This is a genomic window from Methylosarcina fibrata AML-C10 (assembly GCF_000372865.1).
Classification (GTDB): domain Bacteria; phylum Pseudomonadota; class Gammaproteobacteria; order Methylococcales; family Methylomonadaceae; genus Methylosarcina; species Methylosarcina fibrata.
On the sequence record NZ_KB889965.1, the window covers coordinates 241,171 to 267,239 of the forward strand.

Sequence of the window (26,069 nt, forward strand, 5' to 3'; positions counted from 1 at the left end):
TTATTGAACAGAATGGACGCGCTTCGCTTATCCGGCCTGGCAGAGCTTTATATTATAATGCTCGGCTTATATGTAAGCCTTTTCTTGCTCGCTTTTGAGAATAACCGAAATCAGCCCGTTATAGCCGTCTTCCGCAAGTGCAGGGGTTGAAATTGGCTTTATTGCCCCGATAGTTTGAAAATATGCGCGATTATTCATTCTTGGCAGGGTAGCGTAAAATCGGCTTTTAGAAAACGAATCCAATCGCTTGAACCCGTTTCTTCACCATCCAGAGAGTCACCATGAAAAAGTTTCTTTTCCTAGCTTTACTGTTGTCGGCGACCGCCGTCAGCGCCGATGATCCCAAGAACGAATGGCACAATACGACGTTGTCCGACGCCACGATCAAGAAAATCCAGGCATCTTCCTACGAGTATAAAAAATGCGTCAGCGCCGAAATGCAAAAACCGGCTTATCGGGACATGGACATCCGGAAAGGAGCCGAGCAGGTGGTCAAACAGTGCGAGCCGGTATTGGCTCAGGTTCGCGGCATTTATCTCGAAGAAAAAGTGCCCGAAGTCGTCGCCGACCGCCATCTGAAGCAGATGCGACTGCAATCCACCCGTTCGGTGATCCAGACCATGATGTTTGCCGAAGCCGCCCGTAAATCAGGACAACAGTGACCCATTCTTTATGAATACACAATATGCAATCGATTTGACTCTAAGGCCCACGACCTTTGATTTGTGGCATGTCAGTCTGGCCGGAGCCGTTCTGCTGCTGGCGCTGATGCTGATCATCGTGCTGCTGGCAATGGTGATCGGGTTGTCGCGCAGTAGGAAAAAAGCCGCGGCAATGCCGGTTCCTGCGCCCGAACCTGTCGTCAAGGTGGTCGAAAAAATCGTCGAGGTGGAAAAACTCGTTCCGGCTCCCGCGCCGGAACCGGTGATATTGAAGGAGGCGACGCCCGATGCCGCGCTGCAGCTCCTGGGCCTTCTGCAAAGCCAGGCGCGCTTCATCGATTTCATCAAGGAAGACCTCGCCGGTTTCAGCGATGCCGATATCGGCATTGCCGCCCGCGTGGTCCATGAGGGTTGCAATAAGACGATCAACGAGCACTTTACCCTGGCTCCGGTAAGAACCGAACAGGAAGGCGGCAAAATCTCGCTGCCCAAAGGCTTTGATGCCGCTTCGGTGCGCTTGACCGGCAACATCGTCGGCGAACCGCCCTTTACCGGTACCCTGGTCCACAAAGGCTGGCAGGTGACCAGCGTTCGCCTGCCGAAGCTGACGCAAGGCCATAACGCCAGTATCATCGCCCCGGCGGAGGTCGAGCTATGAGCGAACATGACGAGAAATTGAACGCAGAACGGGACGACTCGGCTCCCTCCGGAGTCGCTGCCGGGCCTCGTTTTTCCGTCGGCATCGATCTGGGCACGACCCATTGCGTGCTGTCTTACGCCGAGCTGGGCAGTCTGGAAACGGACGAATTTTCCCAGCAGGTCATGGACATTCCGCAATTGACCTCGCCCGGAGCCGTCGAGGAAAGAAGCCAGTTGCCTTCGTTTTTGTATCAGGCGCACAGTGCCGAACTGGCGGAAGGTTCGACCGCTTTGCCGTGGACGGCCGAGCCGGAGTATCTGGTCGGCGAGATTGCCCGTAATCTCGGCAGCAAGACGCCGATCCGGCTGGTGGCCAGCGCCAAGAGCTGGCTGTGCCATGCCGGAGTGGATTGCAAAGCCGCGATTTTGCCGGCGGAAGCGCCCGAAGAAGTGGACCGGGTATCGCCTTTCGAAGCTACCGTCGCTTATCTGCGGCACATGCACGATGCCTGGCGGACTCTTCATCCCGAGGCGCCGTTGGCGGAACAGGATCTGGTCATTACCGTGCCGGCCTCGTTCGATCCGGCGGCGCGCGAACTGACGGTCGAAGCGGCCAAAGCGGTCGGACTACAGCAGGCCATTCTGCTGGAAGAGCCTCAGGCGGCGTTGTACAGTTGGATCGAACAAAGTCACGGCGACTGGCGCAATCACGTCCAGTGCGGCGACGTCATCCTGGTCGTCGATATCGGCGGCGGCACCACCGACCTGTCGCTGATTGCCGTGACCGAACGCGATGGCAACCTGGAGCTGACCCGCGTTGCGGTCGGCGATCACATTCTGCTCGGCGGCGACAATATGGACCTGGCCCTGGCTTACACCGTCAAGGCCAAGCTGGAGAAGGACGGCAAACGGCTGGAGCCCTGGCAGCTTCAAGCGCTGACTCACAGTTGCCGCGACGCCAAGGAAAAGATCTTCACCGACCTGTTGATCGACCAGATTCCTCTGGTCGTCGCCAACCGGGGCTCGTCGTTGATCGGCGGAGCGCTGCGTACCGAACTGACCCGCGAAGAAGTCAATAAGGTGCTGGTGGAAGGCTTTCTGCCCAGAGTCTCGGTCGCCGACCGGCCTCTGGTGCGCCCCCGCACCGGCTTGCGCACTACCGGCCTGCCGTATGCCCAGGACGCCGCGATTACCCGTCATCTGGCCGCTTTCCTGGGAAAACAGCAAAGCGCTACCGACGATCTCAAGGACGTCAATCTGCCCGAACACGCCACCTTTCTGCATCCGACGGCGGTCCTGTTTAACGGCGGCGTGCTGAAAGGAAAGGCTCTGGCCGACCGCTTGATCGAAGTGCTGAACAGTTGGCTTGTGGCCGAAGGAGCGCCGGAAGCAAGACTTTTGGCCGGCGCCGATCTCGATCTCGCGGTGGCGCGCGGTGCGGCCTATTACGGCTATGTCCGCAAAGGCAAAGGCGTACGCATCAAGGGCGGCACCGCGGCTTCCTATTATGTCGGCGTCGAAAGCGCGATGCCGGCGGTGCCGGGCATGGCGCCGGAACTCCAGGCTTTATGCATCGCGCCGTTCGGCATGGAGGAGGGCACCCAGGAAGAATTGCCCGAAGATGAATTCGGCCTGGTCGTCGGCGAACCGGTGCGTTTCCGTTTCTTTGCCTCGACCGTGCGCCGCGATGACCGGGTTGGCACCCGGCTCGATTACTGGACCGATCAGGAGCTTCAGGAACTGGACGAAATCGAAATTACCTTGCCGGAAGCAGGGCGCAGGCCGGGCGACATCGTCCCCGTGCATCTGTGCGCTGCCGTCACCGAAGTCGGAACCCTGGAGCTTCAGGCGATTTCTCAGAAGGACAGCGGCCGCTGGAAGATCGAATTCGACGTCAGGGCTGGAGACGATCAGTAAACAGCGTCCGGCAGGAATGTCTTTGCGCGCCATTTTTTTGATCGTATAACCAACAAAACTTATGTTGAGTAAAAAAACCGCCGGCCGGGATTTGCCGGCGGTTTTTTATAACCGGCTTGAACGAAACGTTTATTTCCTGTCTTCGGCGAGCCTTGTTATCTGCCGTGGATGATTTCGGCGACGCCAGCGTCGGTTTTGGGCTTTAACGTGTTGAGGTTGCCGGGATCGGCCTTATAGGTGCCGATAATGATGTCGCTCAACCCGTCCTGGTTCTGATCCCCGCCTCCGCCTACGGCAAAGCTGAAAAAGCCGTTTTTTGCATGGCCGTCCGCTGAAAACAATAAGCCTCCGTCCTTGCCGCTGTGTACCGACACCTTGCCGGTATTGGCCGTTTTGACGCCTTCGATGACGGCATCGTATTTATAAGCGCCCACGACAAAGTCGGGAACCGAATCGTTGTTGAAATCCCCGGCGGCGTGTATCGCGCTGCCGAATAAAGCGCTGGCCTGGGGATCTGTGTTGACGGGTTGATCCGACTCGAGCGGGTCCAGCAAAGCGCCGTCCAGCCCCGAAAAGATGTGAACGGTACCGGAATCCTTGACCTTCTGGTGGGTTGTCGGGTTCGGCGCATCCTCGTTCGGCGCGCCCACCAGAACATCGGCATGCGCATCGTCATTGACGTCGGCAATGCCGGCTACCGCGAAGCCCAGCCGGTCACCGGCATGAGCGCCGTCGAGGCGTCTGAGCAGGGAAAAATCGACGGCAGAGAAAATATAGGCGCTTCCGGCGTTCGACAAGGTTTTCTTGCCTGCCGGCACATCGTGCCGGTAAGCGCCGATCACAAGGTCCGGCCTGGCATCGTTGTCGACGTCGCTCGCAGTGAGCGAATAGCCGAAATAGTCGCCTTTGTTTTCGCCCTGAAATTTGTGTAACAAGAGGTGCGTTTTTCCGGAATAGAGATAAGCGGCGCCCGAATCGGTCTGCTTCTTGCCGGTAGCGGCATCGCTGCCGTCGGCTTTCCAGGCTCCGGCCAGGACTTCGGCAAAGCCGTCCTGATCGACGTCGCCGACGATGGCGACCGAAACGCCCAGGCTATCGCCGGCGGCTTCTCCATAAAAATCGAACAGTCTGGTTCCGCTGGCGCCCGAATAAATCAGCGTCCGGCCGGCATTCTTTATCAGTTTTTGCGAGATAGGATCGACGGCATCGGCCTGATGCGCTCCGACAACAATGTCGGGTACGCCGTCTTTGTCGATGTCGCCGGCACCGGCCACAGCGATGCCGAACTGATCGCCCGCGGCATCGCCGGTGAAGGACAGATCTTGAATCGGAAGCGCGGTTTTGCCGGAATAGACGATGACCGATCCGGCATCGCCGGCAGGCGTGTTATTGCCTGGAAGAACCGGATTGCTTCGGGGGCTGCCGACAATGATGTCGTCGAAGCCGTCCTGGTCGATGTCGCCGGCATTGGCTACGCTGTAGCCGAAATAATCTCCGTTGTTTTCACCGCTCATCCCTACCAGCGGAGAGGGATCCTCCCCGTCGAGCACGCCGTCGTTGTCGTCGTCGGGGTCGGCATTGTTGCAGGTCAGATCGCCGTCGGTATCCGAGGTCTCGGTAGGGTCGAAAGGGCAGGCGTCCTCGGTATCGGGCACGCCGTCGTTGTCGTCGTCGGGATCGCAGACGTCACCTGCGCCGTCGTTATCGGCGTCGGCCTGATCCTTGTTTTTATTGGCGGGACAGTTGTCCTGGCTGTCCTTAATACCGTCGCTGTCTTCGTCGTCGAACCGGTAGCGCGCGAGAGCGAAACCCTGCAAGCCGCCGGCATTGCTGGCGCCCGCCAGAACGATCTGTTCATCGTTTTGCTGGACGGCGGCGAAAGCCTGATCGATGCCGGGTGCTGCGCTCGTGCCGAAGTTAGTGGCGAGTTTGCCGTCGCCGCTGAAGCTGGTGTCCAGGCTGCCGTCGCTGTTGTACCGGACCAGCACAAAATTCGCATCGTCATCGGCGGCCTGAGTATAGCCCGCGACCAGGAGCTTGCCGTCCGGGAGCTGGATGACCTTATAGGCGCGGTCGTCAAGCGAGCCGATGGTCGTGGTCACCTTGCCGTTCTTGCTGAAACTCTTGTCCAGGGTGCCGTCGGCATTATAGCGGACCACGGCAATGACGTGGGTATCGCCTTTTTCGCTGTAGCCTGCGGCAACCAGCTTGCCGTCGCTTTGTTGGACGACCGACAAGGCGCGGTCCAGTCCGGACGCCACCGGCGTTCTGACTCGGCCGTCCCTACTGAAGCTGGTGTCGAGCGAACCGTCGGCATTATAGCGGGCAAGGGCAAAATCTTCATTGTTGCCGTTATCGCTGTAGCCTGCGGCAACGAGTTTGCCGTCGCTTTGCCGGATCAATGCGAAAGCGACGTCATTGCCCTCCTGGCCGAAATCGGTGGTTACTTTGCCGTCACTGCCGAAACGGGTATCCAGCGTACCGTCCAGATTGTATCGAACCAGGGCGAAATCGTCGGTGCCGGAAATGCGGCTGAATCCGGCCGCGGTCACGGTTTTACTGCTGTCCTGAACAACCGCGAAGGCGCCGTCATCGGCCGAACCTACCGGCGTGATGACGATGCCGGTGCCGTTAAAGCCGGTATCCAGAACGCCGCTGCGAGTATAGCGCACCAGGGTAAAGTCGTTATCGGTGTTATTAAAGCTGAATCCGGCCACGATCAAGGAACCGTCTTCTTGCTGCGCGGCGGCCAATGCGGCGGCATTGCCGAAGCCGATATCGGTGTTTACGATACCCGTCCCGCCAAAGCCGGTGTCCAGTGAGCCGTCGGCGTTATAACGCACGACCGAAAAGCGTTCATTGGTAAAGATGTCCCTGCTTACCCCGGCCGCGACGAGCTTTCCGTCGGATTGCTGAATCAAGGCGTCGGCGTTGGAAAAGTCGGCGCCTGCTTGCGTAATTAATTTGCCGTCCTCGTCAAAACTTTGATCTAGAGTTCCGGCCGGCGCGGCAGAGAGAGGAAGCGATGCGGAAAATAGCAGAAAAAGCAGGAAAGCTTCGACAAGTGGCTTTGTTGACATACCCAGTCCTGTGCATTGAGAGAATCGATTGGCGCCCGATTTTCCTTGATTCGAAAACGGTGGAAGAGCCTAATGCTGCAAAGTCGGACCCGCCCGCCATGGGCTGTCGGCAAACCGACCGCTCGCTTCATGGTTGAATTGTTATATTCACCTTGCTACTAAACGCGGCATTTGTCAATAAGCCCAAAGGGCAATACGGAGAGTGTCGAAGGCATCTTTCGCCCGTTCGTGATCGGAACGAGCGCGGTAGCCCCATGACTATTGGATCCAGCCTTGGAGGACGAATAGCCAAAGTAAAGCGCCGGCAAACACCGCGGCCAGTACGTCATCGAGCATGATGCCCAGCCCGCCGCCGATTTGCCGGTCGATCCAGCGAATCGGCCAGGGTTTGAGGATATCGAAGATTCGGAACAGAATGAAGCCCGCAATGATCGTCTGCCAGGTGGCGGGCACCAGCCACATCGTGATCAGATAGCCGGCCACCTCGTCCCAGACGATGCCGTTATAATCGTGTTCGCCCAGTTTTTCGGCCGCTCTGCCGCAGATGGGAATGCCGAACAAAATCGCCGCCACCGTCAATACGCTGTAGAGCGTCAGACCGGCTTGGACAAACGCCAGATAAAGCGGAATGGCCGCCGCGGTGCCTAGGGTGCCGGGGGCTTTTTTGGCGAGTCCCGAGCCGAAGCCGAAGGCCAGAAACAGGACCGGGTCGGCCAGGATCTGTCCGGGCGTCAATTGATTGCTACCGTGAGATGACTTATGAAAAATGCTCATACGCTTTCGCTTTGAAGGGTTTGATAGTTCCGTCTTTGTTGAGGCGCAAACCGGGTTCCGGCTCGATGATGCCGATCTTGCGGCAGGGCAGGGCCAACAGGGGCGCTTTTTCGGGACTGACGGTAAAGCACAGTTCGTAGTCGTCGCCGGCCACCAGCGGCATGGACCAGTCTCCGGTGTCCTGAAGGTATTCCCGTACCGCATCGGACAAAGGCAGCGAGTCCCATTCAAGGCAGGCGCCGACCCCGCTTTGCTCGAGAATGTGGCTCAGATCGCCGGCCAGCCCGTCCGAAACGTCGATGCAGGAGGTGGCCAGGCCTCTTAAGGCAAGGCCTGCGGCACAAGCCGGATCGGGCCGGTTGAAACGGCGGAGAGCTTCATCGGGCCGGCTGGAGGCATAGCCTTGCTTGATTCTCAAGCCGAGTCCGGCATCGCCGATGGGGCCGGTGACAAAGATGAAATCGCCGGCGCGGGCGGTAGAGCGCTTCAATGCCTGGCCCTTGGGCACCAGTCCCATCGCCTGCACCGTTAACGTGAGCGGACCCGACGTGGTATCGCCACCGATCAAATCGACTTGATGGCGTTCGGCCAGCGTCAGAAAACCCCGGGTGAAGGCGGTCAGCCAGGTTTCATCGACTGCGGGCAGAGTCAGGGCCAGGGTAACGGAGAGCGGCTTCGCGCCCATGCCGGCCAGATCGCTCAAATTGACGGCCAGGATTTTATGGCCCAATTGTTCGGGATCGGCGCCGGCGAAAAAATGAACGTTTTCCACCATCGTGTCCATCGTCACCGCCAGCTCGCAATCCTCCGGGACGGCCAGCAACGCGCAGTCGTCGCCGATGCCGAGACGAGTCGTCGGGTTGTTGACCCGTTGCCGGGTAAAAAACCGGTCGATAAGGGAAAATTCGCTAAGAGCCATGCGCGTACGTTACGATAACGGGATCAGGCGGAATAGTCCGTTCGCTCATTTCCTGATTTCTACGGGCCGAGTCTTCTGGGCTATCTTGTCCAGAATGCCGTTGACGTATTTATGACTGCCGTCGGCGCCGAAACACTTCGCCAGATTGATGCTTTCGTTCAGAATGACCCGATAGGGCATGTCCAGACGGCGCAGCAGTTCGTAAACGCCTATTCTCAAAATGGCCCGTTCGACGGGATCGATCTTGTCGACCGGCCGATCGATGAATTCCGACAAAGCCCGGTCGATGGTGTCGAGGTTTTCCGGAACGCCGTAAAAAAGTTCGGCAAAATAACTTTTCTGCGCGTCTTTCAAGCGGTTTTCTTCGTGAAACTGGCGTTCGATTTCGCTCAAATTGTGGCCGGTCATCTGCCATTGGTACAAAGCCTGTACGGCCGCTTTGCGGGCATTGGTTCGGGCCTGGCTCATCAGAGATCCAGGTTGTTGAACAGGCTGACCATTTCAATGGCCGACAGGGCTGCTTCGGCGCCTTTGTTGCCGGCTTTGGTGCCGGCACGTTCGATGGCTTGCTCGATCGTGTCGACGGTCAGGACGCCGAAACTGACCGGTACCTCGTATTGCAGAGATACGCTGGCCAGACCTTTCACGCATTCTCCGGCGACGTATTCGAAATGCGGGGTGCCGCCCCGAATTACCGCGCCGATGGCGATGATGGCATGATATTTTTTGGCGGCGGCGATGCGCTGCACCACCATCGGCAATTCGAAGGCGCCGGGCGCTTTGACCAGATGAATGTCCGCCGGATGGGCGCCGTGGCGGATCAGCGTGTCGACGGCGCCGGCCTGCAACTGATCGACGATAAAACTGTTGAAACGCGAGGCTACAATACAGAATTTGCCTCCCTGGGCCGATAAATTTCCTTCGAATGTTTTTACTGTCGACATGATGCTTCTCTTGTTAAAAATGACTTGTCAGATGATATATAAACGGGCCTGGCGGACGTCGTTAACATCCGTTCAGGAACCGACGTGTTCGGACACTTCCAGGTCGAAGCCCGAAAGCCCCACGTATTTTTTCTGGGTGCCCAGGACCTTGAGTTTATGCACGCCCAGATCCGCCAGGATTCGGGCTCCGGTTCCGGTCATGCGCCAATCGGTCGTTTCCAGGTCTTCATCGCTCGGAGCGATGCCGTGGTCCTCCAGTTGATAGCGATGAATCAGTTCCACCAACGCCTTGTTGTCCTCATTGCGCCGGATGACCACCAAAACGCCCCGGCCGGCTTCGGCGATCTTCTGCAGGGCGGTGCGTATGGAAATGCTGCTGCCGCTGCGTTTCGAGGCAAACAGGTCGTCCAGCAAGTTGCGCGCATGGACCCGGACCAGCACCGGTTCGTCGCCCGAAACCTGTCCCATGACCAGCGCCAGATGCAGGTTGTTGTCGTTCCGGTCCTGGTAGGCATAGAGGCGAAAGTCGCCGAATTCAGTAGGAAAGGTGCATTCGCTGATGCGTTCCAGGGTATTCTCGTGGCGGATGCGGTATTGGATGAGATCGGCGATGGTGCCGATTTTCAGATTGTGCTGCCTGGCGAATAGTTCGAGGTCGGGCCGCCTTGCCATCGAGCCGTCCTCGTTGAGAATTTCGACGATCACCGCAGCCGGTTCGACTCCGGCCAGGCGGGCCAGGTCGCAGCCCGCCTCGGTATGTCCCGCGCGATTCAAAACGCCGCCGGATTTGGCCATCAAAGGAAAAATATGGCCGGGTTGAACCAGATCGTCGGCTTTGGCGTCCGGAGCGACCGCGCACTGGATCGTTCGGGCGCGGTCCGCCGCCGAAATACCGGTGGTGACGCCGGTCGCCGCCTCGATGGAAACGGTAAAATTGGTCGAATGGGCCGTTTTGTTTTCGTTGATCATCAACGGCAGGCGCAATTGGTGGCAGCGTTCGCTGGTCAGGGTCAGGCAGATCAGCCCCCGGCCGTAGCGCGCCATGAAGTTGACGTCCTCGGGGCGGGTGAACGCGGCCGCCATGACCAGATCGCCCTCGTTTTCCCGGTCTTCGTCGTCCATGATGATGACCATTTTACCCTGGCGCAAATCTTCTATGATTTCTTCGATGGTATTCATTGCTGTCTCCAGGCCTTGTGCTTAATCCAGAAAACCGCTTTTTTGCAACAAGGCTTCGGTGATGCCTTGCGGCTCCCGCGCAGCGTTGTTGCCCTGCATTAAACGCTCCAGGTAGCGGGCCAGAAGATCCACTTCGAGATTGACTTTCATGCCGGGCGCGGTACGGCCCAGCGTGGTTTCCTGCAGCGTGTGCGGAACGACGTTGACGCCGAAAACGGAACCTGTGACTTCGTTGACGGTCAGGCTGATGCCGTCAATGCAGATGGAGCCTTTTTCGGCGATGTATCTGGCCAGGGGGTCGGGCGCTTTGAACTTGAACCGAAAGGAGCGTCCGTCCGGCTTTTTTTCGATAACGGCGCCGATGCCGTCGACATGGCCGCTGACGATATGGCCCCCCAGCCGGCTCGAAGGCGTCAAGGCCAGCTCCAGATTGACCGGCGTCCCTACGGTGGCGGCGTGCAGCGTCGTTCGCGACAGGGTTTCATTGGAAACGTCGGAGCTAAAAAAACGGGGTCCCAGTTCCACCGCGGTCAGGCAGACGCCGTTGACGGCAATGCTGTCGCCCAACTGGACGTCGGCCATCGGTAATTTGCCGGTATCGACAGTGAAGCGGTAATCGCCCGCCTTGCGCTCGATTGCCGTGATTTTTCCTATTGCCAGTATGATGCCTGTGAACATGGTCGGTCTTGGATAAATTTGGGTAATTATTTTAAATCGATTGTCAATGATTGAATAAGTTCTTCCGGATCTTATGTTTCAAAATAGTGATTGTACGTTTCCTTGACGGAAATGCGGTATCGCCTGAAATGTAATTCGAAAATGCTTGAATCTGTAGAGGACTTGCTCCCGATTAATAACATTCTTTTGAAGTAGGGAGTTACCCTTTATTGGCGCGGCTTCAGGGTGAATTTGATATCTTTGCCGACGCGTCTGACATCCGTTAATTTCAGGGTCTTTTTATCCGCCATCGCAGTGATTCCCGGCAGGTGAAACAATCCTCGTCCCCGGTCGCCCAGAACGCAAGGCGCCATATAGACGATCCATTCATCGACCAGGCCTTCGGCCAGCAGGGTTCCGTTCAACGTAGGGCCGGCTTCGACCAGCAGTTCGTTCACCTGCTGCTTTGCCAGAAAGCTTAATACTTCGTGGAGATCCATCCGGCCGTTTTTTTTCGGCAGGCGGTGGATTTCAAATCCGTTTTGCTGCAAACGCTCCGTTTTTTCCGGATCGTCCGATCCGGTCAGAATCAGACTGCGGCCCGGCAGCCCAGCCATTTGCGCATGCGCCGGCGTTTTCAAATGCGTATCCAGGACGATTCTCAACGGTTGCAGCACGTCCTCCTGAATGCGCGCGGTCAGCGAAGGATCGTCGGCCAGAACGGTATCGATACCGGTCAGAATGGCCGAACTTTTAGCTCGCAGCCGATGCACGTCGTTTCTGGCGGCAGTCGAAGTAATCCATTTGCTTTCGCCCGAGGCTACGGCGGTGCGCCCGTCCAGGCTCATGGCCAGCTTGCTTCTGACCAGGGGCCGCTTTTCCTTCATCCGTTTGATGAACCCCGGATTCAACGCTTCCGCTTCGGATTGCAGGATGCCGCAGACGACCTCGACGCCGGCTTCTCTCAATTGCCTGAGACCGCTGCCTGCGACCAAAGGATTCGGATCTTCCATCGCTGCGACGACTCGGTTCACGCCGGCTTTGATCAGGGCCAGAGAGCAGGGCGGCGTTTTGCCGTGATGGCTGCAGGGCTCGAGCGTGACGTAGGCGGTGGCGCCGCGGGCGTCCTGCGCATTGTTCAAGGCATCGATCTCGGCATGATCCCCGCCTGCTTTTTGATGCCAGCCTTCGCCGATGACGGTGCCGTTCCTGACCAGGACGCAGCCGACTCGAGGATTCGGATCGGTCGTATAGAGGCCTTTTTTCGCCAGACGGACGGCTCTGGCCATGTAGAAAGCATCCCGTTCGGTAACCGGCTGCATCTTATTTTTTCTGCAAGTGTTTGATCATGTCGGTGAATTCGCTGACGTCCTGAAAGCTTCGATAAACCGAGGCGAAGCGGACGTAAGCCACATGGTCGAGCACGCTGAGCTCCTTCATGACTTTTTCGCCCAGTTCGTGCGTCGTGACTTCCCGATCTCCCCGGCTCATCAGTTCCTTTTTGATGCGGTGGATGGCCGCTTCGATTTCATCGCCGCTGACCGGGCGTTTCTCCAGGGCCCGGAGCATGCCCGAGCGCAATTTTTTCTCTTCGAAAGGTTCGCGGGTGCCGTCCCGTTTGACGACCCGAGGCAAGGTCAGTTCCGCCGCTTCGAAAGTAGTAAATCGTTCCTTGCAGACAATGCATTCCCGGCGGCGGCGCACCTGATCTCCTTCGTTGGTCAGCCTGGAATCAAGAACTCTGGTGTCTTGTGCCGTACAAAACGGACATCGCATAACTCAATCGCTTTTAGTGAACCGATCAATCGGCTATTGGATTCAAAAACCTGTTATTTTATAACATAATCCTGATTCACCGTAGTTTATTTTCAAACAGCGACAAGGAACGCTCTCCGGCTAAAACTCGCCAAAAAGAGAAAGCCGGCTTTCGGACATCTTTTGCCGCAGCCTTCCCGACATCCGGAGAAAATAACAATGATGCGGGAAAAACAGGCTTTGGATAAATTTTCTCTAACCCAAAGATGTGACAGGGTGATGACGATGAACTCAAATACTGTTTCTAAATAAGAAACTATTTATTGTAAAAATTCACCATTGTAAACAAATAAAAGCGACTCTATAGTGTAATCGTAAATTCTTAATAACTCATAGGATCACTTATATGACTCATTTAAAAAGAGATTTGCTCATAGGCATTTTGCTTCTCGTCGGTATTACCGGTTTTATTTCTGGCGAGTTTGTCGTGTCGACCGTATTGTTCGCCTCGGCAGCGATCTTCAGCAATATGTTCTTGAGCCGCAAGCTGCACGGTTAATTTTTCTTCTTTCTTTCATTGCGACTCAAACAGCGGCTTTATGCCTCTGTTTGATTTTGTCGCATCTGAAGGAGGTCAAAAAAGGGGCGTCTGCTTTAGCCGTTTTTCCTTTTTTGCCTTCAACACCACAAATTTCGGATCGGAAGCGACGATTCGATGCGCTCCGAACAGCCGGTCCAGATGACGGTAATAATGAAGATGGCGATTGCCTATTACCCATAATTCGCCCCGGTTGCGCAATACTTTCCACGACTGTTTGAGCATTTCGCAAGCGATGCGATCGCTTACGGCATGTTGCTGATGAAACGGCGGATTGCATAAAACAAGATCGGCCGACTCAGGCTGAAAGTCGCAGAGGCCGTCCCCGACAGTGAACGTGGCGACGCGCTGTCCGCCGAAAGCGCGGGAAAAATTGTCGCGAGCCGATGCAACCGCCATATAAGATTCATCGACGAAGTGAACGGTCGCAGCCGGATTGCGCTCGGCGGCAAGCAGGCCGACCACGCCGTTGCCGCAGCCGAGATCGACGATGTCGCGGTATTCGGTGCTGCGTGGCAGTTGCTGAAGAAAAAGACGGGTGCCTATATCCAGTTTTTCCCGGGAAAAGACGTTGGCGTGATTGCTGATCCAGTACCGGGTGTTTTCGAGCGTGTATCCGGTCGGATAAGGATTCGGAGGAGCTGGTTTGGCCAGGTCGGGTTTGACGAAAATCAGGCGGGCTTTCTTTCTTGCCGGCGAGGTCGCCGTCGGCCCCAGCAGGCGTTCTGCCAGAGCCCAGACCGAAGCCGGCAGGTTTTTGACCATACCGGCCAGAATCACCCTGGAGGAGGCGGTCAGGCAAGGTCGCAGCCGTATCAGTTGATCTTCCAGAAAAGCCAGGGTTTTCGGCACTTTGATCAACACCAGATCGTACCGCTTCACGAGCGGCTCCAGGCTGTTCATCAGTGTGGCGGCGGTTTCCGGCAAATCGTTCCGGGCAAAATTGAACCGTGTTGCCTGCTGGGACAAATAGGAATCGGAGACCACGTCAGGCCGCAGCGAACTCAAGGCGCAAGCCAGTGCGCCGAAGGCATCGTTCAGGACGAGTACGCTCATGCCGGCCGAAGGCCTGCATTCGGAGTCGAGATAATCGAGCAGATATTCGTCGGCCGCGTCCCATGCCTGTAAATTGGGCGGATCGCCGAACGGCGAACGGTTCAGTTTGAATTCCCCCTGCGGGACGGTCAGTCTCATCCGATCGAAATAATTCTTAAAAATGCATCGGCCGGATCAGGCGCGGGACATGAATTTTCCGGTTTCGGTATTGATCTTGACCGACTCGCCGGTTTCGAGGTATTCCGGAACCTGAACTTCCAAACCGGTCTGCAAGCGGGCCGTTTTGGTGCGGCCGGTGGCCGTTGCGCCTTTGATCGCGGGCGCCGTTTCCACAATCGGCAATACTACCGAACTGGGCAGTTCGATGCCCAGGATGGCGTCGTCGATCAATAAAGCCACGATGCCTTCCAGGCCTTCGGTGAGATATTCGATCTTGCCTTCCAGATCCTCGCTGCTCAAACTGTACTGACTGTAATCGTCCAGATTCATAAAGATGTAATTGTCTCCGTCCTGGTAGGAAAACTGGACTTTGGCCCGGACGCAGTCGGCCTCCTTGAAGAAATCGTCGCCTTTCAACGTCTCATCCAGTTTTTGACCCGTTTTCATGTTATTGAAACGGATTTTATACAGGGTCGATGCGCCGCGCGAAGATGGGCTTCTGACGTCGATCTGTTTGACGACGTGAGGAATGCCGTTGATTTCCACGATCATTCCTCTTTTTAATTCACTGGCTTTAGCCACGAAATGCTCCTCATGATTGGTCGGCCGAACGACCGGCCGGCTTGGAAAAAGCCGCTATTATACCTGGCTTGAAGGAAGGGTTCAGCATGAAAGGAAATCCGAAAGCAAAGGGTTCGAATCGATAGCAAGAGCGGCGTCTCGCCTGAAGTGAAGCCGCTTTGGGCGCGAATCGCTAGGACAGCCGGACCGCCAGAACGTCGGCGCGAGTGTCGTGCAACACGCCGTTTGCGGTCGATCCCAGCAGCATCGCCAGACCATGCCGTCCGTGCGAACCGATGACGATCAAATCGACGGCTTGCCGCTCGGCCAGCCGGACAATTTCTTCCCTGGGAACGCCCCAGATCAGCCAGCGGTCGCCGGGTTCGACATGCAGACGTTCCGCCAGCCGGATTAATTTAAGTTTCTCGGCTTCAAGCAGTTCGTAATCCGTCGTTTGATCAAGCGGTATCAAGGTGCCATAGCCCGTATCCGGCATCGGGATATTGTCCAGAACGTGGATGATGCTCAATTTTGCCCGATAGAGATTGGCTATTTGCCTCGCTCTATGAGCAACAAGATCTCCTTCTTCGGAGAAATCCGCCGTCAGTAAAACATGCTGGTAATTCTTCATGAAATCGCTGTTGTTTCAAGTTTACCGGTCAGATGCCGGCGTTCGGTCAGAAGGTCACTTGACCGAAAACCTTCGTTATTAAGGCCGTATGCTATATTTTTCAATACGGAGACATCATCAAAATCGGCCCCCCACGCGCGTTTTGGTTTTATTGAGGCCGGAACGAGGGCGATAAAGCTCATTTTAACGGATTTTTATAAATCCTTTTAACGCATCGGCACTCGGGACGGCAATTAATCTCCGAAAGTGATTGGTTTCCTTCAAACCCATAAAGATAATCTGGATTTTCTATTTCATGTGTTTCAAAATACCAACGGCTTGTATAACATCAACAACAAATTCATCAAAAAGGAATTGAACCGATTTTTCTTGATGATTTACAAGTTACGATTAAAACGCAAGTGTCCGGGGCTAATCAATGTCAAGTTATTTCATCGATACAGAACGTCGCCGATCCAAACGGCATGGAATAAAACTCGACGCGATTCTCGCTTTCGAGGAACCGATTTCTTTTGCAATGGAAGAACCGCTCTCCCTGCAATGCCATGTCCTTGATTTCAGCGCGCATGGATTGTTCCTGGAATGCAAAAAATCCTTTGTGGATTTGTCTCTGCTGCTGCATAAAAAAGTAAAAATTCTGGTGTCTCGAGCCAGAGAGAAAGAAGAGGAAGCGGTAGCCATTGAAGCTGAAGTCATAAGACTCGGTGCCGGCGGCCTTGGCGTGGCTTTCGCCAAAATGCCGGAAGCCGTTTTCAACGGTTGGCTTAAAGCAGCGGGGACACACGGCGAAGCTGACATCTTCAGCGAGCAGGCCTCAGCGCTCCCGTCGGCAAGCCTGGAACAGTTTAAAAACTCGCTTGAATCGGTGCTCGAGATTCGGTTACCCCTGCTGATGGACGTGTTTTTCAATCGAGTGCGAAACGATCTGGAACAAGCTGCGGCGAATGCCGTTCATTTTAGCGAGGAAGCGGCCTTTCTCGATGCCATTAGAGAATTAAGATTTTGCCAGACTGCCATTCTTGGGAAATTCACCGAATCCGTTTTAAATGAAACGGACTTGCTGGGAAAGGCGGATTTTGTTCTTCAAGCCCGGGATGCCGAAGAAAAGACGGCTTTTACCGACAGGAATGATTTTGAAGAATGGCTGAGCTGGTCGGCCAGTATTAAGAGAGTCACGGCTCATTTCAGCGATTCCCTCTGCCGGTTCGAGATGAAATTAAGCGCCGCCTCCGGCGTTGCCCGAAATGATGTGAACAACCCGCTGGATCCTGCCCATCTTTTCCGGAGCTTTAATAAAAGCATCGAAAAAATTGGAGAAATCGGCACGATCAAACCGACGCTTTACCGCTCTTTCGAAAAAGCTCTGAACGATGTTTTACCCGAGTTGTATCAAGCGGCGGAAGCTCTTCTGAAAGAGGCCGGAGAACCGCTTCGGTCTTCGGATGAGCCGCAGGAACTGTCATCTTCAAAAGGCCCGGCCGGCAGGAAATTGCCGGACAGCCGCCAGTAATGAAAGGGCAAGCTTGACCGGGAGTGGGGTGCCGCCCATCGGTCGTTTGACCTTCACAGGAAACGTTGAAGATGTCGATTTTCCGCTTTCAGCAGTTTTCGGTGGTTCAGGAACAGTCGGCGATGAAGATCTGCACCGATACGCTGTTGTTCGGCGCGATGATGCCGCCGGTGGAAGGCCGAGCGGTGCTGGATGTCGGCACCGGCAGCGGCGTGCTGGCATTGATGGCGGCCCAATTGGGAGGGAAATGGATTACTGGCGTGGAACTCACGGAAGAGGCTTACCGGGAAGCGGAACTGAATTTTGCGCTGAGCCCCTGGGCCGACCGGCTTCAGGCCGTTCACCGAAGCATTCAGGATTTTGCCGAAACCGCTGCCTTGCAATACGATCTGATCGTATGCAATCCGCCGTTTTTCGAACGCCATTACCTTTCGCAGAGCAGGCTTAGACGAACCGCCCGTCATGCCGAACATCTGGCTTACTGCGAACTGATCGGCATCGTCAACCATTTACTCGCGCCTGAAGGCTCTTGTTATCTGTTGCTGCCCGTTCATGCCGTCGGCAAGTTGACGGAACTGGCGCTGGAGGCCGGCCTGTACCCGGTTGGAGAGACTCTGATTCAGGGGTTTGCCCACAGCGAAGCCAGGGTGGCGGCGCTGACGTTCGGCCGAAGCCGGCTCACATGCCTAAAGGAAAGGATGACGGTCTATGAGTCGGCCGGGATTTATACCCAGGAAAGCGAGCAGTATTTGTCGCCGTTCTTGTTGCGCTTTTCCGAAAGCGGCCGTCGGTTGACTCGGGGAACCGCAGGAGACGGAGAAGCCGAAAGGCGATCACGTCCTCCCGGCGAGTAGCAAAGAAAACACGTCCCTGTGTTATGCTCTTTTACGATCAGTTGACGACTTTTTGTCCGCGGTTTCTCATGCAATTGGAGTACGCTCTTTTGTAAGCATCTTCCGCGCTGAAACCTTGCTTGGCGGCGCCGCCGAAACCGCCCGCCGCGGCGCCGATGGCGGCGCCCGCCCCCGGATTGCCGGTAAAAGCCCCGACCACGGCTCCTCCTGCGGCGCCGATCAAACCACCGACGCCGGCGCCGATGGCCGTTTCTTTGGCCGTGCCGCCGGAAGCCTCGCTGGCCAATTGTCTGCATTCGGCTATATCTTGATTAATCCGGTAAGCGTTCGGATTGTTGTAAGGATCCACCGTCGGCTGCCAGCCGCCGTAGCTGTAACAGCCGGCACTCAAGGCGCTACCGACAACAGCAATGCTTAATGCGAGTTTTTTCATCATATTGAAGTACCTTCTTGAATTAATTTCAATGGTTTTAAGTATAGTTAATTTATTATGAATAAAGCATGAATAACAGGGTAGTCCGATTGCGTTAGAGCTCTCTTAAGACGCGTATCGGCGACTTGTTGACGACGCTGCGGACTCCCCAGCATCCGGCGGCTCCCACCAGCAAGGCGCCCGCCGGAGGAATCAGTCCCCACCAGTAGAAATGAGGCCGGTATTCCATGTGCATGACCTTATGATACAAAGCATAAATCAGCGCCTCGGCGATCACGACGGCCAGAATGCCTGAAATGAAGCCCAACAGGGAAAACTCCAGCCACTGGATTCTTCTTAAAAAACGGCGTTCGGCTCCAAGGGTTCGCATCAGCGCGCCTTCCTGAATCCGGTCGTCAAGCGTGCTGTAAACCGAAGAAAAAAGCACCGTAAAAGCCGCCGTCAATGCAAAATAGGAAAGATACAGAATGGCATGGCTGACCTGGGCAAGAATGGTTTTAAATTGTTGCAGGATCTGGTCTACTTCCAGAACGGTCATGGCCGGAAATTGTTTGACCAACGCATTCAGTACCTCTTTTTTCGCCTCGGGTAGGTAAAAACTGGTCAGATACGTTTTGGGGTAGGGATCCAGTGTGCCCGGTGAAAAAATCATATAAAAATTCGGTTTCATCGTATCCCATTGAAGGGCGCGAATGCTGGCTACCGAGGCCATGAACCGCTGGCCGCCCACGACAAAAGTCAATTGATCGCCCAGGCCGATTTTCAAGCTTTCGGCCAGCTTTTCCTCAACCGAGACCAGTCCCGGAGGCGAAGAGTTCCACCATTGGCCGGCGGTGACCTTATTTTCTTCCGGCAGCTCGTCCGTCCAGGTCAGGCTCAATTCCCTGTGGATGGCTTCTTCGCCTTGCGAATCCTTGTTGACGATTTGTTCAACCGGCTTCGAGTTGATCTCGATGAGCCGCCCCCTGACGATCGGATAAAACCGGCTGCCTTCGATGCCCCGATCTTTTAATTCCCGGGCAAACGTCGGCATTTGTTCCGGAAAAATGTTGAGGGCAAAATGATTGGGGGCGTGCGTGGGCAATTGTTTCTTCCAGGCGTCGATCAAATCGGTACGCACGATGGACGCGAGTATCATTGCGGCCAGAGTCATGGCAAAAGCCATGATCTGACCGACCGTAGCGCGGCGATTTTTCAACAAGCCCTGCAGGCCGAAGCGCCAGAATAGATTCAGGTGAGGCAACAGTCTCGCTCCGGACAGCAGCAGAGCCTGAATCAGCAAGCCCAACACCAACGCCACCAAAACTCCCGTTCCGGCGATGGTCAGAGTCATCCGGAGGTCGTCGGTATAACGCCAGATCAGCATGCAGATCAGGCCGAGGGCCATGGCCATCACCAGCCAGGCGCCGGTGGGCAAAGGATCCAGGTCGCGGCGCAGCACTCTCAGGGCGGAGACCCGTTTCAGGCGTAACAAAGGCGGCAGCGCAAAACCGAATAAAACGGCCAGCCCGGTGGCGAGTCCGAAAAAGACCGCCAGCAGACCGGGGGCGGCAAGCTGTTCGGGCAGCCAGGCTTGCAACAAACGGAACAGGGCGTTTTGGGCGAACCAGCCGATCAGGCAGCCTGTAGCGCTCGCGATCAGGCCTATGACCAGGAACTGGGAGAGATAAAGCCGGAGTATTTCTCGCTGCCGGCAACCCAGACAGCGCAACAGCGCCGTGCTGTCGAAATGCCGTTCGCTGTAACGCCGAGTAGCCATGGCGATGGCGATGCCCGAAATAACGATGACGATAATGCTGGATAAGCCAAGATAGCGTTCCGCGCGGGTCAGCGCCGAACCCAGTTCGGGCCGGTCTTCACGAATGTCCAGAAGACGCTGCGACGGATCCAGTTGCGGTTTGAGCCAGCGTTTGAATTCGGCTAAATCTTTGTCGGCGCCGCTAAGCTGAAAAAAATAATGGACATGGCTACCGGGCTGGATCACGCCGGTTGCCGCCAAATCCCGGGCATTGATCATGACTCGGGGGGAAAAGCTGTATAAATTGCCCTGCTGGTCGGTTTCATAAGTCAGAATGCCGGCAACGGTCAGCGGCTTCTCGCCTACCGTCACGAAATCGCCGGGTTTCAGTTTCAGGGCGGACAATATCCGTTTTTCAACCCACGCCGTGCCGGCTTCGGGGCCTTTATGAACGACGGTTTCGGCTGCATAATCGGAGGCGGTCATTTTTAAAAATCCCCGCAACGGATAGTGGTCGCTGACCGATTTGACGCTGACCAGCATCAGTTCGTTATTTTCCATGAGCACGCTGGCAAATTCCGTCGTTCGGGCTTCGCTTAAGCCCAGTTGCCGGGCTTTGGCGGACCATTCGGCAGGCGGCGGGGAAGAACTTCCGACCACCAGGTCGGCAGCCAGAAATTCGGCGGACTGCTGGGTCATGGTGCGGTGCAGGCGGTCGGCAAAGAGCGAGACGGTGGTGGAGCCTGCGACTGCAATGATCAGCGCGATCGTCAATAAGGTCAATTCGCCGGAACGGCTGTCCCGGCGCAGCAGTTTGAATGCCAGCAAAAAACGGCTCATGCAATGGTCCCCGAGTTTAACCGGATGGTGCGCCGGCAACGACTGGCCAAGGCCTGATCGTGGGTCACCAGGATCAGCGTCGTGTTGTGTTCATGATTCAGTTCGAACAAGAGATCGATGATCCGGGCGCCGGTCTTGCTGTCCAGGTTGCCGGTCGGTTCGTCGGCGAAAAGAATCGCGGGCTTGCCGACAAAGGCACGGGCCAGGGCGACGCGCTGCTGTTCGCCTCCGGAAAGCTGCTTCGGCGTATGCGTCAGACGGTGAGACAGTCCCACCCGTTTCAACAAGGCCGCCGCCAGCGGCTTGGCCTGGCGGTTTCCGCTGAGTTCGAGAGGCAGCATGACATTTTCCAGCGCGGTCAATCCCTGCAATAATTGAAAAGACTGAAAAACGAATCCGATGAGTTCGCTGCGAAGCGCGGCCCGGCCGTCTTCATCCATTGCGGTCAATAACCGGCCGTTTACGGTAATCGAACCCGAGGTAGGCGTGTCCAGGCCCGCCAGCAAGCTGATCAGAGTCGATTTGCCGGAACCGGATTCGCCGACGACGGCGATGCTTTCTCCGGATTGGATGATCAGATCGATTCCTGACAAAATTTGTAAAAGCCCTTCGGAAGTCGTAACCTCTTTGCCCAAGCTTTCTGCTACGATAATGTGGTTCGAGTACTTTTCAGATTTTTCAGTCATGTTGCTTAGAGTCTTGTTTATCCTTATTGTTTCATTCATACCGCAGGCCGTGACGGCCGGTACCATTGTCGTCCTGGGCGACAGTATCAGCGCCGGATACGGCATCGAAGTCTCGCAGGGATGGGTATCATTGTTGCAGAATAAGCTGAATGCCTCAAACGGTAGCGATCGAGTCATCAACGAAAGCATCAGCGGGGATACCACGGCCGGCGGGCTCGCGCGCATCGACCGGATCCTGTCGGAGCATAAGCCTGTGATCCTTGTGATAGAACTGGGCGCCAACGACGGTCTCAGGGGGCTGCCGGTGAACATCATGAAAAACAATCTTGCCGAGATCATCCGGCGCGGACAGAAAGCGGGCGCCAGGGTGCTGCTGCTGGGCATGCGCATTCCGCCCAATTATGGCAAACGTTACACTAATATGTTTTATAATGCTTATCTCCAGTTATCTTCGGAACTGAAAATTCCTTATGTCCCTTTCATTCTGGAAGACGTTGCCCTCATTAAGGAACTGATGCAGCCGGACGGACTGCATCCCAATGCGAAAGCGCAATCGATTATCGCTGAACGAGTATGGACGCCATTGCAATCTTTATTGAAATAACCTAGAAAACAACAAAAAAAGAGATTTACGGATGACAAGTTTAACACTGGAAAAAGCCAATCAAATGATACAGACCGCGATCAACAGAGCGCGGGAATTGAATATGGCGCCGTTGACCGTGGTGGTCCTGGATGCGGCGGGCCATTTGAAAGCCATGCAGAGAGAAGACGGCGCGAGCATGATCAGACAGCAGATCGCCACGGCAAAAGCCTGGGGCGCGGTCAATATGGGAGTCTCCTCCCGCAGTTTGGCGGGGGTTGCCGTGCAACGCCCCGATTTCATGAAAGCCTTGATCGGCTTGGCCGAAGGCAAGGTCATGCCGGTTCCCGGCGGCGTATTGATCCGCGATGCCGACAACAATCTGATCGGAGCGATCGGGATCAGCGGAGACGTCTCCGATCAGGACGAGCGTTGTGCGATTGCCGGGATCGAAGCGGCAGGCTTCGTAGCGGGGGTCTGAGTTTTTATAGCCCCCTGTTTCATGAGGGCGGAAGAGGGCATTGCCGAACCGGTTTAGGTTCAACTCTTCCTCGCCCATTTCAATCGAGAATGAATCCGCTTCCATGCAGAGCCGGGGCTGGAGGCACGACAGAAGCTGTAGGCCGAGTTAGGCCGTGCTTTCATGCCCTCCAGGGGCAGAACCCGCTTACGCTCTGGCCGGCCCCGGCGTTCGGTGGAATTTAATCGAAGCCTTTTTCGTGCAGGGTGCCTGCATGGGGTACGCCATTGACATAGATGTTCATGCGTTGAGGCTCCGGTTGCGGTCGACCGAGCGGCGCTCCTGCACCGCCGAGGCCAGTTTGTGCAGCAGCGGGACGGTGTCGTCCCAGCCCAGGCAGGCGTCGGTGATGCTCTGCCCGTAGGTCAAAGGCTGCCCCGGCACCACTTCCTGGCGGCCGGCCTTCAGGTGGCTTTCCAGCATGACGCCGATGATCCTGCGGTCGCCGCCTGCGATCTGGCCGGCGACGTCGTCGCCGACGATCAACTGGCGCTGGCATTGCTTCAGGCTGTTGGCGTGGCTGAAATCGATCATGATGTTGGGCCTGAGGTTCGCCTTGACCAGCCCTTCGGCGACCTGCTCGACGCTGACCGCATCGTAGTTCGGCCGACCGTTGCCGCCCCTGAGGATGATGTGCACGTCTTCATTGCCGGTGGTCGAGAAAATCGCCGAATGGCCGGCCTTGGTCAGGGACAGGAAATGGTGCGGACTCATCGCCGCGCCGATCGCGTCGATGGCGATCTTGATGGTGCCGTCGGTGGAGTTCTTGAAGCCGATCGGGCAGGAGACGCCCGAGGCCAGCTCCCGATGGCCCTGGCTTTCGGTGGTGCGAGCGCCGATCGCGCCCCAGGCGATCAGGTCGGAGACGTACTGGGGCGTGATCAGGTCCAGGTATTCGGTGGCCGCCGGCATGCCCAGGTTGTTGAGATCCAGCAGCAATTGCCGGGCCACGCGCAGGCCTTTGTTGATGTTGAAGCTGGAGTCCAGGTCGGGGTCGTTGATCAGCCCTTTCCAGCCGACCGTGGTGCGCGGCTTTTCGAAATACACCCGCATCACGATCACCAGATCGTCGGCCAACTCGTCCCTGACCGCTTTCAAACGGCTGCCGTAGTCTTTCGCGGCGATCGGATCGTGAATCGAGCAGGGGCCGATCACCACCAGCAGCCGGTCGTCTTCGCCGGTGAGAATGCGGTGGATCGCCTGACGCGCTTTCACGGTGGTTTCGGCCGCGGCCTCGGTCATCGGCATTTCGGTATGGACTTGAATCGGCGCGATCACTTCTTTGGTCGCACAGATCCTCAAATCGTCGGTTTTGTATTTCATTTGCATCAATGGCACCACACAGGACGCTGGATTAATTATTTGTTTTGTCACCCGGAGATGAAAGCCCGATTCTTTTGCGGCTTAGCAAGGTAAAAACCTTTTAGGGAAATTTCGGTTCGTCAGAGAACTCCGGTTGCGCGCTTTCAGGGCAAAAGCGCCGGAATGAGCCGGAAATGCTTAAAATTTCGGAAGAGAAAATCATGTATCTCCCGCCTGCGCCGTAATGTACTTTCGTCCTTGAACCGTAGGTTCAAGTGGAGGCTGGTCCGGTAAATCAGGCTTCCTGTTCACAACAGGCTTGCACACCATTGCCGAGTGTTCGCCTCCCGGGTAATAATAGGTTCAGGAAACACCCAATACATCCTCGAATGCTGCAGGAGATACACGACTATATTTTAGCTTATTTTTTAAGAATTTTCTAAAACGTTTTCTATTTTTTGACTCATGTTGGCCAGGCTTTCATTGAGCAGCCGGGTGAGTAATTCATTCTGGTTTTTGGTCACCTGCAACTCGTGAGCAAGATTGAGCGCCGCCATGACGGCAATCCGGTCCGCGCCGTTAACCTTGCCGGAATCCCGTATTTGGCGCATTTGCGCATCGAGTTGCTGAGCCGATCGAAGCAGATCGTCGCGTTCTTCGGGAGCGCAGGCGATTTTATAGTCTTTACCCATGATGGTCAGGGTTATGGGGTGTAAATCTTTGCTCATTAGCCGTGCTCCATTGCTTTCAAACGATTAATCATGGCTTCCACCCGGAGCCTTGCCAGAGTGGTTTTTTCAAGAAGTTTGGCTTTTTCCTTGACCAAGGCTTCCTGTTTGGTTTTAAGGGACGTATTTTCGTTTTTAACGGAATTGTATTGCTCTATCAGTTGATCCAGCTTTTCTTCGAGTTCTTTTAATTCGAGAGATTGATCTGGATTCGGATTTATCTTCGCATTCATGGACGTAGTACCAGATGGGTAGGGATGGAAAACGGGTCGCTCCAGGTAATTGATAGCCAGTAACGCCTTGAAGGACAACTGCCGGTTATTAAACGGCATGCCCAGTGCGGATTAGATTCGGCTCAATCGACTGATCAGCGTTTACCGGAAACTCATTTCCATACGACTTGGTAAGGACGAAAATTATTCTATCCTAAAATTTAGAATTTGTCTTAATGTTGAAAAATTAAGAAAATGATTCAATATTAACAGATTATCTGGGCATGCCGTTGTTGGGTTTCGCAATCGATATTATCTCCAAACTTGAGATAGTAGAGTAGCGGCGCTATAAAAAAAGTCGGCGGGCCACTCTTATGGTAATATGAAAAAACACAATCGATCGGACTCCCGACGCCGCGCATTGCAAAACAAAATCCGGTGGTTGGGCGGTTTTCGCGTCAAAGCGCCGCCGAGCCTGTAAATAAGGCAGCTTGTGGGGAAAAAACCGGATTTTCCATATGGCGCGCAATGGCTTGTATTTTATTCATTCCTGGGGAGCGGCGACGCTGCATCGAGACCCCTCCAAGCTTTGTTCAATAATGAATTCATGACTTATCAAACAATCAATACGATCTGCCTTCAACGGGATGCCGAGCTGACCGCGGCCGAAGCCCATGGCGTCGCCGTCGGCATGTTGTGCGTCGATGAACATACGGAAAGCGGACGGTGGCTGTCCGAGCTGTTTTCCAAAGCCGTTCCTCTTAATGAACAGGAAAAACGGTTATTGATGGATCTGTTCGAGGAAACGGCCAGTTTATTGGCGAGCGAGCAAATGGAGTTCGAGCTTTTCTTGCCCGACGATAATGCTCTGCTGACCGATCAGGTCGCGGCGTTGGCCGGGTGGTGCCAGGGATTTCTTTATGGAGTCGGCGCCGTTTGCACCGATATCAACTGGAACAGGAAGGTCAGCGAAATCTTGAAGGATATTTCGGAGTTCACCCGTGTCGATACGGTAGCGGAAAGCGAGGAGGACGAATGCGCTTTTGTCGAAATTACCGAATATTTAAGATCGGCCGTTTTATTACTCCGGTATGAAATAAACGCTAATACGGCCGGGGTTGTCCATTAGAAG

Annotated in this window: 27 protein-coding genes and 1 other RNA gene; 9 read left to right on the forward strand and 19 right to left on the reverse strand. The window is 55.5% G+C overall.

Features of this window, described 5'->3' with window-relative positions:
- Positions 1-281 precede the first annotated feature (281 nt).
- Genes A3OW_RS0101185 through A3OW_RS0101195 form a run of 3 tightly spaced genes read left to right on the forward strand, consistent with a single transcriptional unit; the run spans position 282 to position 3,218 of the window.
- Positions 282-662, forward strand: a complete 381-nt coding sequence (locus tag A3OW_RS0101185; RefSeq protein ID WP_020561600.1) for a hypothetical protein — start codon at positions 282-284, stop codon at positions 660-662.
- A gap of 10 nt (positions 663-672) precedes the next feature.
- Positions 673-1,320 carry a DUF2760 domain-containing protein gene (locus A3OW_RS0101190; RefSeq protein WP_020561601.1) on the forward strand — a complete coding sequence of 216 codons (648 nt, stop codon included), beginning with the start codon at positions 673-675 and terminating at the stop codon, positions 1,318-1,320.
- Positions 1,317-3,218 (forward strand): Hsp70 family protein, encoded by a 1,902-nt coding sequence (locus tag A3OW_RS0101195; RefSeq protein WP_020561602.1) that lies wholly within the window; start codon positions 1,317-1,319, stop codon positions 3,216-3,218. The genes A3OW_RS0101190 and A3OW_RS0101195 overlap by 4 nt, the downstream gene beginning before the upstream one ends.
- Before the next feature lie 155 nt (positions 3,219-3,373).
- Here the strand turns inward: A3OW_RS0101195 and A3OW_RS0101200 are convergent, their stop codons facing one another.
- From A3OW_RS0101200 to nrdR, 9 genes are all read right to left on the reverse strand, one after another.
- Positions 3,374-6,298, reverse strand: coding sequence for a thrombospondin type 3 repeat-containing protein (locus A3OW_RS0101200; protein ID WP_020561603.1), 2,925 nt, complete (start codon positions 6,296-6,298; stop codon positions 3,374-3,376).
- A gap of 258 nt (positions 6,299-6,556) precedes the next feature.
- Positions 6,557-7,072: a phosphatidylglycerophosphatase A family protein gene (locus tag A3OW_RS0101205; RefSeq protein ID WP_020561604.1), complete on the reverse strand. Its 516-nt coding sequence runs from the start codon at positions 7,070-7,072 to the stop codon at positions 6,557-6,559.
- On the reverse strand, positions 7,056-7,991 hold the full coding sequence (gene thiL / locus A3OW_RS0101210; RefSeq protein ID WP_020561605.1) for a thiamine-phosphate kinase: 936 nt from the start codon (positions 7,989-7,991) through the stop codon (positions 7,056-7,058). The genes A3OW_RS0101205 and thiL overlap by 17 nt, the downstream gene beginning before the upstream one ends.
- Positions 7,992-8,036: 45 nt before the next feature.
- Positions 8,037-8,459 carry a transcription antitermination factor NusB gene (gene nusB / locus A3OW_RS0101215; RefSeq protein ID WP_020561606.1) on the reverse strand — a complete coding sequence of 141 codons (423 nt, stop codon included), beginning with the start codon at positions 8,457-8,459 and terminating at the stop codon, positions 8,037-8,039.
- Entirely contained in the window at positions 8,459-8,935 is a 477-nt protein-coding gene (gene ribH, locus A3OW_RS0101220) for a 6,7-dimethyl-8-ribityllumazine synthase (RefSeq protein WP_020561607.1), read from the reverse strand. The genes nusB and ribH overlap by 1 nt, the downstream gene beginning before the upstream one ends.
- A gap of 72 nt (positions 8,936-9,007) precedes the next feature.
- Positions 9,008-10,114 carry a bifunctional 3,4-dihydroxy-2-butanone-4-phosphate synthase/GTP cyclohydrolase II gene (gene ribBA / locus A3OW_RS0101225; protein ID WP_020561608.1) on the reverse strand — a complete coding sequence of 369 codons (1,107 nt, stop codon included), beginning with the start codon at positions 10,112-10,114 and terminating at the stop codon, positions 9,008-9,010.
- A 21-nt stretch (positions 10,115-10,135) separates the two neighbouring features.
- Positions 10,136-10,792 (reverse strand): riboflavin synthase, encoded by a 657-nt coding sequence (locus A3OW_RS0101230; protein ID WP_020561609.1) that lies wholly within the window; start codon positions 10,790-10,792, stop codon positions 10,136-10,138.
- Between the two features lie 206 nt (positions 10,793-10,998).
- The gene (gene ribD / locus A3OW_RS0101235) at positions 10,999-12,093 is read right to left on the reverse strand and encodes a bifunctional diaminohydroxyphosphoribosylaminopyrimidine deaminase/5-amino-6-(5-phosphoribosylamino)uracil reductase RibD (RefSeq protein WP_020561610.1); all 1,095 of its coding nucleotides are present in this window, start codon (positions 12,091-12,093) and stop codon (positions 10,999-11,001) included.
- Between the two features lies 1 nt (position 12,094).
- Entirely contained in the window at positions 12,095-12,547 is a 453-nt protein-coding gene (gene nrdR / locus A3OW_RS0101240; protein WP_020561611.1) for a transcriptional regulator NrdR, read from the reverse strand.
- A gap of 385 nt (positions 12,548-12,932) precedes the next feature.
- Between nrdR and A3OW_RS28140 the strand changes: the two genes are divergently transcribed.
- Positions 12,933-13,085, forward strand: coding sequence for a hypothetical protein (locus tag A3OW_RS28140; protein WP_020561612.1), 153 nt, complete (start codon positions 12,933-12,935; stop codon positions 13,083-13,085).
- Positions 13,086-13,160: 75 nt separating this feature from the next.
- On the opposite strand, the gene A3OW_RS0101250 is transcribed toward A3OW_RS28140, so the two are convergent.
- From A3OW_RS0101250 to A3OW_RS0101260, 3 genes are all read right to left on the reverse strand, one after another.
- Entirely contained in the window at positions 13,161-14,318 is a 1,158-nt protein-coding gene (locus A3OW_RS0101250) for a methyltransferase (protein ID WP_020561613.1), read from the reverse strand.
- A 36-nt stretch (positions 14,319-14,354) separates the two neighbouring features.
- Positions 14,355-14,921: an elongation factor P-like protein EfpL gene (efpL, locus tag A3OW_RS0101255; protein WP_026223244.1), complete on the reverse strand. Its 567-nt coding sequence runs from the start codon at positions 14,919-14,921 to the stop codon at positions 14,355-14,357.
- A 172-nt stretch (positions 14,922-15,093) separates the two neighbouring features.
- Positions 15,094-15,531, reverse strand: coding sequence for a universal stress protein (locus tag A3OW_RS0101260; RefSeq protein ID WP_020561615.1), 438 nt, complete (start codon positions 15,529-15,531; stop codon positions 15,094-15,096).
- Positions 15,532-15,949: 418 nt separating this feature from the next.
- Between A3OW_RS0101260 and A3OW_RS0101265 the strand changes: the two genes are divergently transcribed.
- Positions 15,950-17,041: a DUF1631 family protein gene (locus tag A3OW_RS0101265; RefSeq protein ID WP_020561616.1), complete on the forward strand. Its 1,092-nt coding sequence runs from the start codon at positions 15,950-15,952 to the stop codon at positions 17,039-17,041.
- Between the two features lie 71 nt (positions 17,042-17,112).
- A complete protein-coding gene (locus A3OW_RS0101270) occupies positions 17,113-17,895 on the forward strand; it encodes a tRNA1(Val) (adenine(37)-N6)-methyltransferase (RefSeq protein WP_020561617.1) in 783 nt (260 codons plus the stop codon).
- A gap of 37 nt (positions 17,896-17,932) precedes the next feature.
- On the opposite strand, the gene A3OW_RS0101275 is transcribed toward A3OW_RS0101270, so the two are convergent.
- The 3 genes from A3OW_RS0101275 to A3OW_RS0101285 form a co-directional block, all read right to left on the reverse strand.
- A complete protein-coding gene (locus tag A3OW_RS0101275) occupies positions 17,933-18,328 on the reverse strand; it encodes a glycine zipper family protein (RefSeq protein ID WP_026223245.1) in 396 nt (131 codons plus the stop codon).
- A gap of 94 nt (positions 18,329-18,422) precedes the next feature.
- Positions 18,423-20,906 (reverse strand): ABC transporter permease, encoded by a 2,484-nt coding sequence (locus tag A3OW_RS0101280; RefSeq protein WP_020561619.1) that lies wholly within the window; start codon positions 20,904-20,906, stop codon positions 18,423-18,425.
- Positions 20,903-21,592, reverse strand: a complete 690-nt coding sequence (locus A3OW_RS0101285) for an ABC transporter ATP-binding protein (RefSeq protein ID WP_020561620.1) — start codon at positions 21,590-21,592, stop codon at positions 20,903-20,905. Before A3OW_RS0101285 ends, A3OW_RS0101280 begins: the two co-directional genes overlap by 4 nt.
- Here A3OW_RS0101285 and A3OW_RS0101290 point away from each other — a divergent pair.
- Both A3OW_RS0101290 and A3OW_RS0101295 read left to right on the forward strand, forming a co-directional pair.
- Positions 21,591-22,196: an arylesterase gene (locus A3OW_RS0101290; protein ID WP_020561621.1), complete on the forward strand. Its 606-nt coding sequence runs from the start codon at positions 21,591-21,593 to the stop codon at positions 22,194-22,196. The two genes, A3OW_RS0101285 and A3OW_RS0101290, sit on opposite strands and share 2 nt — an antisense overlap.
- Before the next feature lie 31 nt (positions 22,197-22,227).
- Positions 22,228-22,656, forward strand: a complete 429-nt coding sequence (locus A3OW_RS0101295) for a GlcG/HbpS family heme-binding protein (RefSeq protein ID WP_020561622.1) — start codon at positions 22,228-22,230, stop codon at positions 22,654-22,656.
- 279 nt (positions 22,657-22,935) lie between these two features.
- Here A3OW_RS0101295 and aroG read toward each other — a convergent pair whose 3' ends face one another.
- The 4 genes from aroG to A3OW_RS0101310 all read right to left on the reverse strand — a co-directional run bounded on the left by aroG (position 22,936) and on the right by A3OW_RS0101310 (position 24,958).
- Positions 22,936-24,024, reverse strand: coding sequence for a 3-deoxy-7-phosphoheptulonate synthase AroG (gene aroG, locus A3OW_RS0101300; RefSeq protein WP_020561623.1), 1,089 nt, complete (start codon positions 24,022-24,024; stop codon positions 22,936-22,938).
- Positions 24,025-24,220: 196 nt separating this feature from the next.
- Positions 24,221-24,401, reverse strand: a non-coding RNA gene (gene ssrS / locus A3OW_RS26775) — 6S RNA.
- A gap of 24 nt (positions 24,402-24,425) precedes the next feature.
- Positions 24,426-24,725, reverse strand: coding sequence for a cell division protein ZapA (locus A3OW_RS0101305; protein ID WP_020561624.1), 300 nt, complete (start codon positions 24,723-24,725; stop codon positions 24,426-24,428).
- Entirely contained in the window at positions 24,725-24,958 is a 234-nt protein-coding gene (locus A3OW_RS0101310) for a TIGR02449 family protein (protein WP_020561625.1), read from the reverse strand. The genes A3OW_RS0101305 and A3OW_RS0101310 overlap by 1 nt, the downstream gene beginning before the upstream one ends.
- Positions 24,959-25,544: 586 nt before the next feature.
- Between A3OW_RS0101310 and A3OW_RS0101315 the strand changes: the two genes are divergently transcribed.
- Positions 25,545-26,066, forward strand: coding sequence for a UPF0149 family protein (locus tag A3OW_RS0101315; RefSeq protein ID WP_033411894.1), 522 nt, complete (start codon positions 25,545-25,547; stop codon positions 26,064-26,066).
- Positions 26,067-26,069: the final 3 nt, after the last annotated feature.

What these genes read in the sequence shown, in the direction of transcription:
- A3OW_RS0101185 (WP_020561600.1), top strand. Translation starts at nt 282, where the DNA reads ATGAAAAAGTTTCTTTTCCTAGCTTTACTGTTGTCGGCGACCGCCGTC.
- A3OW_RS0101190 (WP_020561601.1), top strand. Translation starts at nt 673, where the DNA reads ATGAATACACAATATGCAATCGATTTGACTCTAAGGCCCACGACCTTT.
- A3OW_RS0101195 (WP_020561602.1), top strand. Translation starts at nt 1,317, where the DNA reads ATGAGCGAACATGACGAGAAATTGAACGCAGAACGGGACGACTCGGCT.
- A3OW_RS0101200 (WP_020561603.1), bottom strand. Translation starts at nt 6,298, where the DNA reads ATGTCAACAAAGCCACTTGTCGAAGCTTTCCTGCTTTTTCTGCTATTT.
- A3OW_RS0101205 (WP_020561604.1), bottom strand. Translation starts at nt 7,072, where the DNA reads ATGAGCATTTTTCATAAGTCATCTCACGGTAGCAATCAATTGACGCCC.
- thiL (WP_020561605.1), bottom strand. Translation starts at nt 7,991, where the DNA reads ATGGCTCTTAGCGAATTTTCCCTTATCGACCGGTTTTTTACCCGGCAA.
- nusB (WP_020561606.1), bottom strand. Translation starts at nt 8,459, where the DNA reads ATGAGCCAGGCCCGAACCAATGCCCGCAAAGCGGCCGTACAGGCTTTG.
- ribH (WP_020561607.1), bottom strand. Translation starts at nt 8,935, where the DNA reads ATGTCGACAGTAAAAACATTCGAAGGAAATTTATCGGCCCAGGGAGGC.
- ribBA (WP_020561608.1), bottom strand. Translation starts at nt 10,114, where the DNA reads ATGAATACCATCGAAGAAATCATAGAAGATTTGCGCCAGGGTAAAATG.
- A3OW_RS0101230 (WP_020561609.1), bottom strand. Translation starts at nt 10,792, where the DNA reads ATGTTCACAGGCATCATACTGGCAATAGGAAAAATCACGGCAATCGAG.
- ribD (WP_020561610.1), bottom strand. Translation starts at nt 12,093, where the DNA reads ATGCAGCCGGTTACCGAACGGGATGCTTTCTACATGGCCAGAGCCGTC.
- nrdR (WP_020561611.1), bottom strand. Translation starts at nt 12,547, where the DNA reads ATGCGATGTCCGTTTTGTACGGCACAAGACACCAGAGTTCTTGATTCC.
- A3OW_RS28140 (WP_020561612.1), top strand. Translation starts at nt 12,933, where the DNA reads ATGACTCATTTAAAAAGAGATTTGCTCATAGGCATTTTGCTTCTCGTC.
- A3OW_RS0101250 (WP_020561613.1), bottom strand. Translation starts at nt 14,318, where the DNA reads ATGAGACTGACCGTCCCGCAGGGGGAATTCAAACTGAACCGTTCGCCG.
- A3OW_RS0101260 (WP_020561615.1), bottom strand. Translation starts at nt 15,531, where the DNA reads ATGAAGAATTACCAGCATGTTTTACTGACGGCGGATTTCTCCGAAGAA.
- A3OW_RS0101265 (WP_020561616.1), top strand. Translation starts at nt 15,950, where the DNA reads ATGTCAAGTTATTTCATCGATACAGAACGTCGCCGATCCAAACGGCAT.
- A3OW_RS0101270 (WP_020561617.1), top strand. Translation starts at nt 17,113, where the DNA reads ATGTCGATTTTCCGCTTTCAGCAGTTTTCGGTGGTTCAGGAACAGTCG.
- A3OW_RS0101275 (WP_026223245.1), bottom strand. Translation starts at nt 18,328, where the DNA reads ATGAAAAAACTCGCATTAAGCATTGCTGTTGTCGGTAGCGCCTTGAGT.
- A3OW_RS0101280 (WP_020561619.1), bottom strand. Translation starts at nt 20,906, where the DNA reads ATGAGCCGTTTTTTGCTGGCATTCAAACTGCTGCGCCGGGACAGCCGT.
- A3OW_RS0101290 (WP_020561621.1), top strand. Translation starts at nt 21,591, where the DNA reads ATGTTGCTTAGAGTCTTGTTTATCCTTATTGTTTCATTCATACCGCAG.
- A3OW_RS0101285 (WP_020561620.1), bottom strand. Translation starts at nt 21,592, where the DNA reads ATGACTGAAAAATCTGAAAAGTACTCGAACCACATTATCGTAGCAGAA.
- A3OW_RS0101295 (WP_020561622.1), top strand. Translation starts at nt 22,228, where the DNA reads ATGACAAGTTTAACACTGGAAAAAGCCAATCAAATGATACAGACCGCG.
- aroG (WP_020561623.1), bottom strand. Translation starts at nt 24,024, where the DNA reads ATGCAAATGAAATACAAAACCGACGATTTGAGGATCTGTGCGACCAAA.
- A3OW_RS0101305 (WP_020561624.1), bottom strand. Translation starts at nt 24,725, where the DNA reads ATGAGCAAAGATTTACACCCCATAACCCTGACCATCATGGGTAAAGAC.
- A3OW_RS0101310 (WP_020561625.1), bottom strand. Translation starts at nt 24,958, where the DNA reads ATGAATGCGAAGATAAATCCGAATCCAGATCAATCTCTCGAATTAAAA.
- A3OW_RS0101315 (WP_033411894.1), top strand. Translation starts at nt 25,545, where the DNA reads ATGACTTATCAAACAATCAATACGATCTGCCTTCAACGGGATGCCGAG.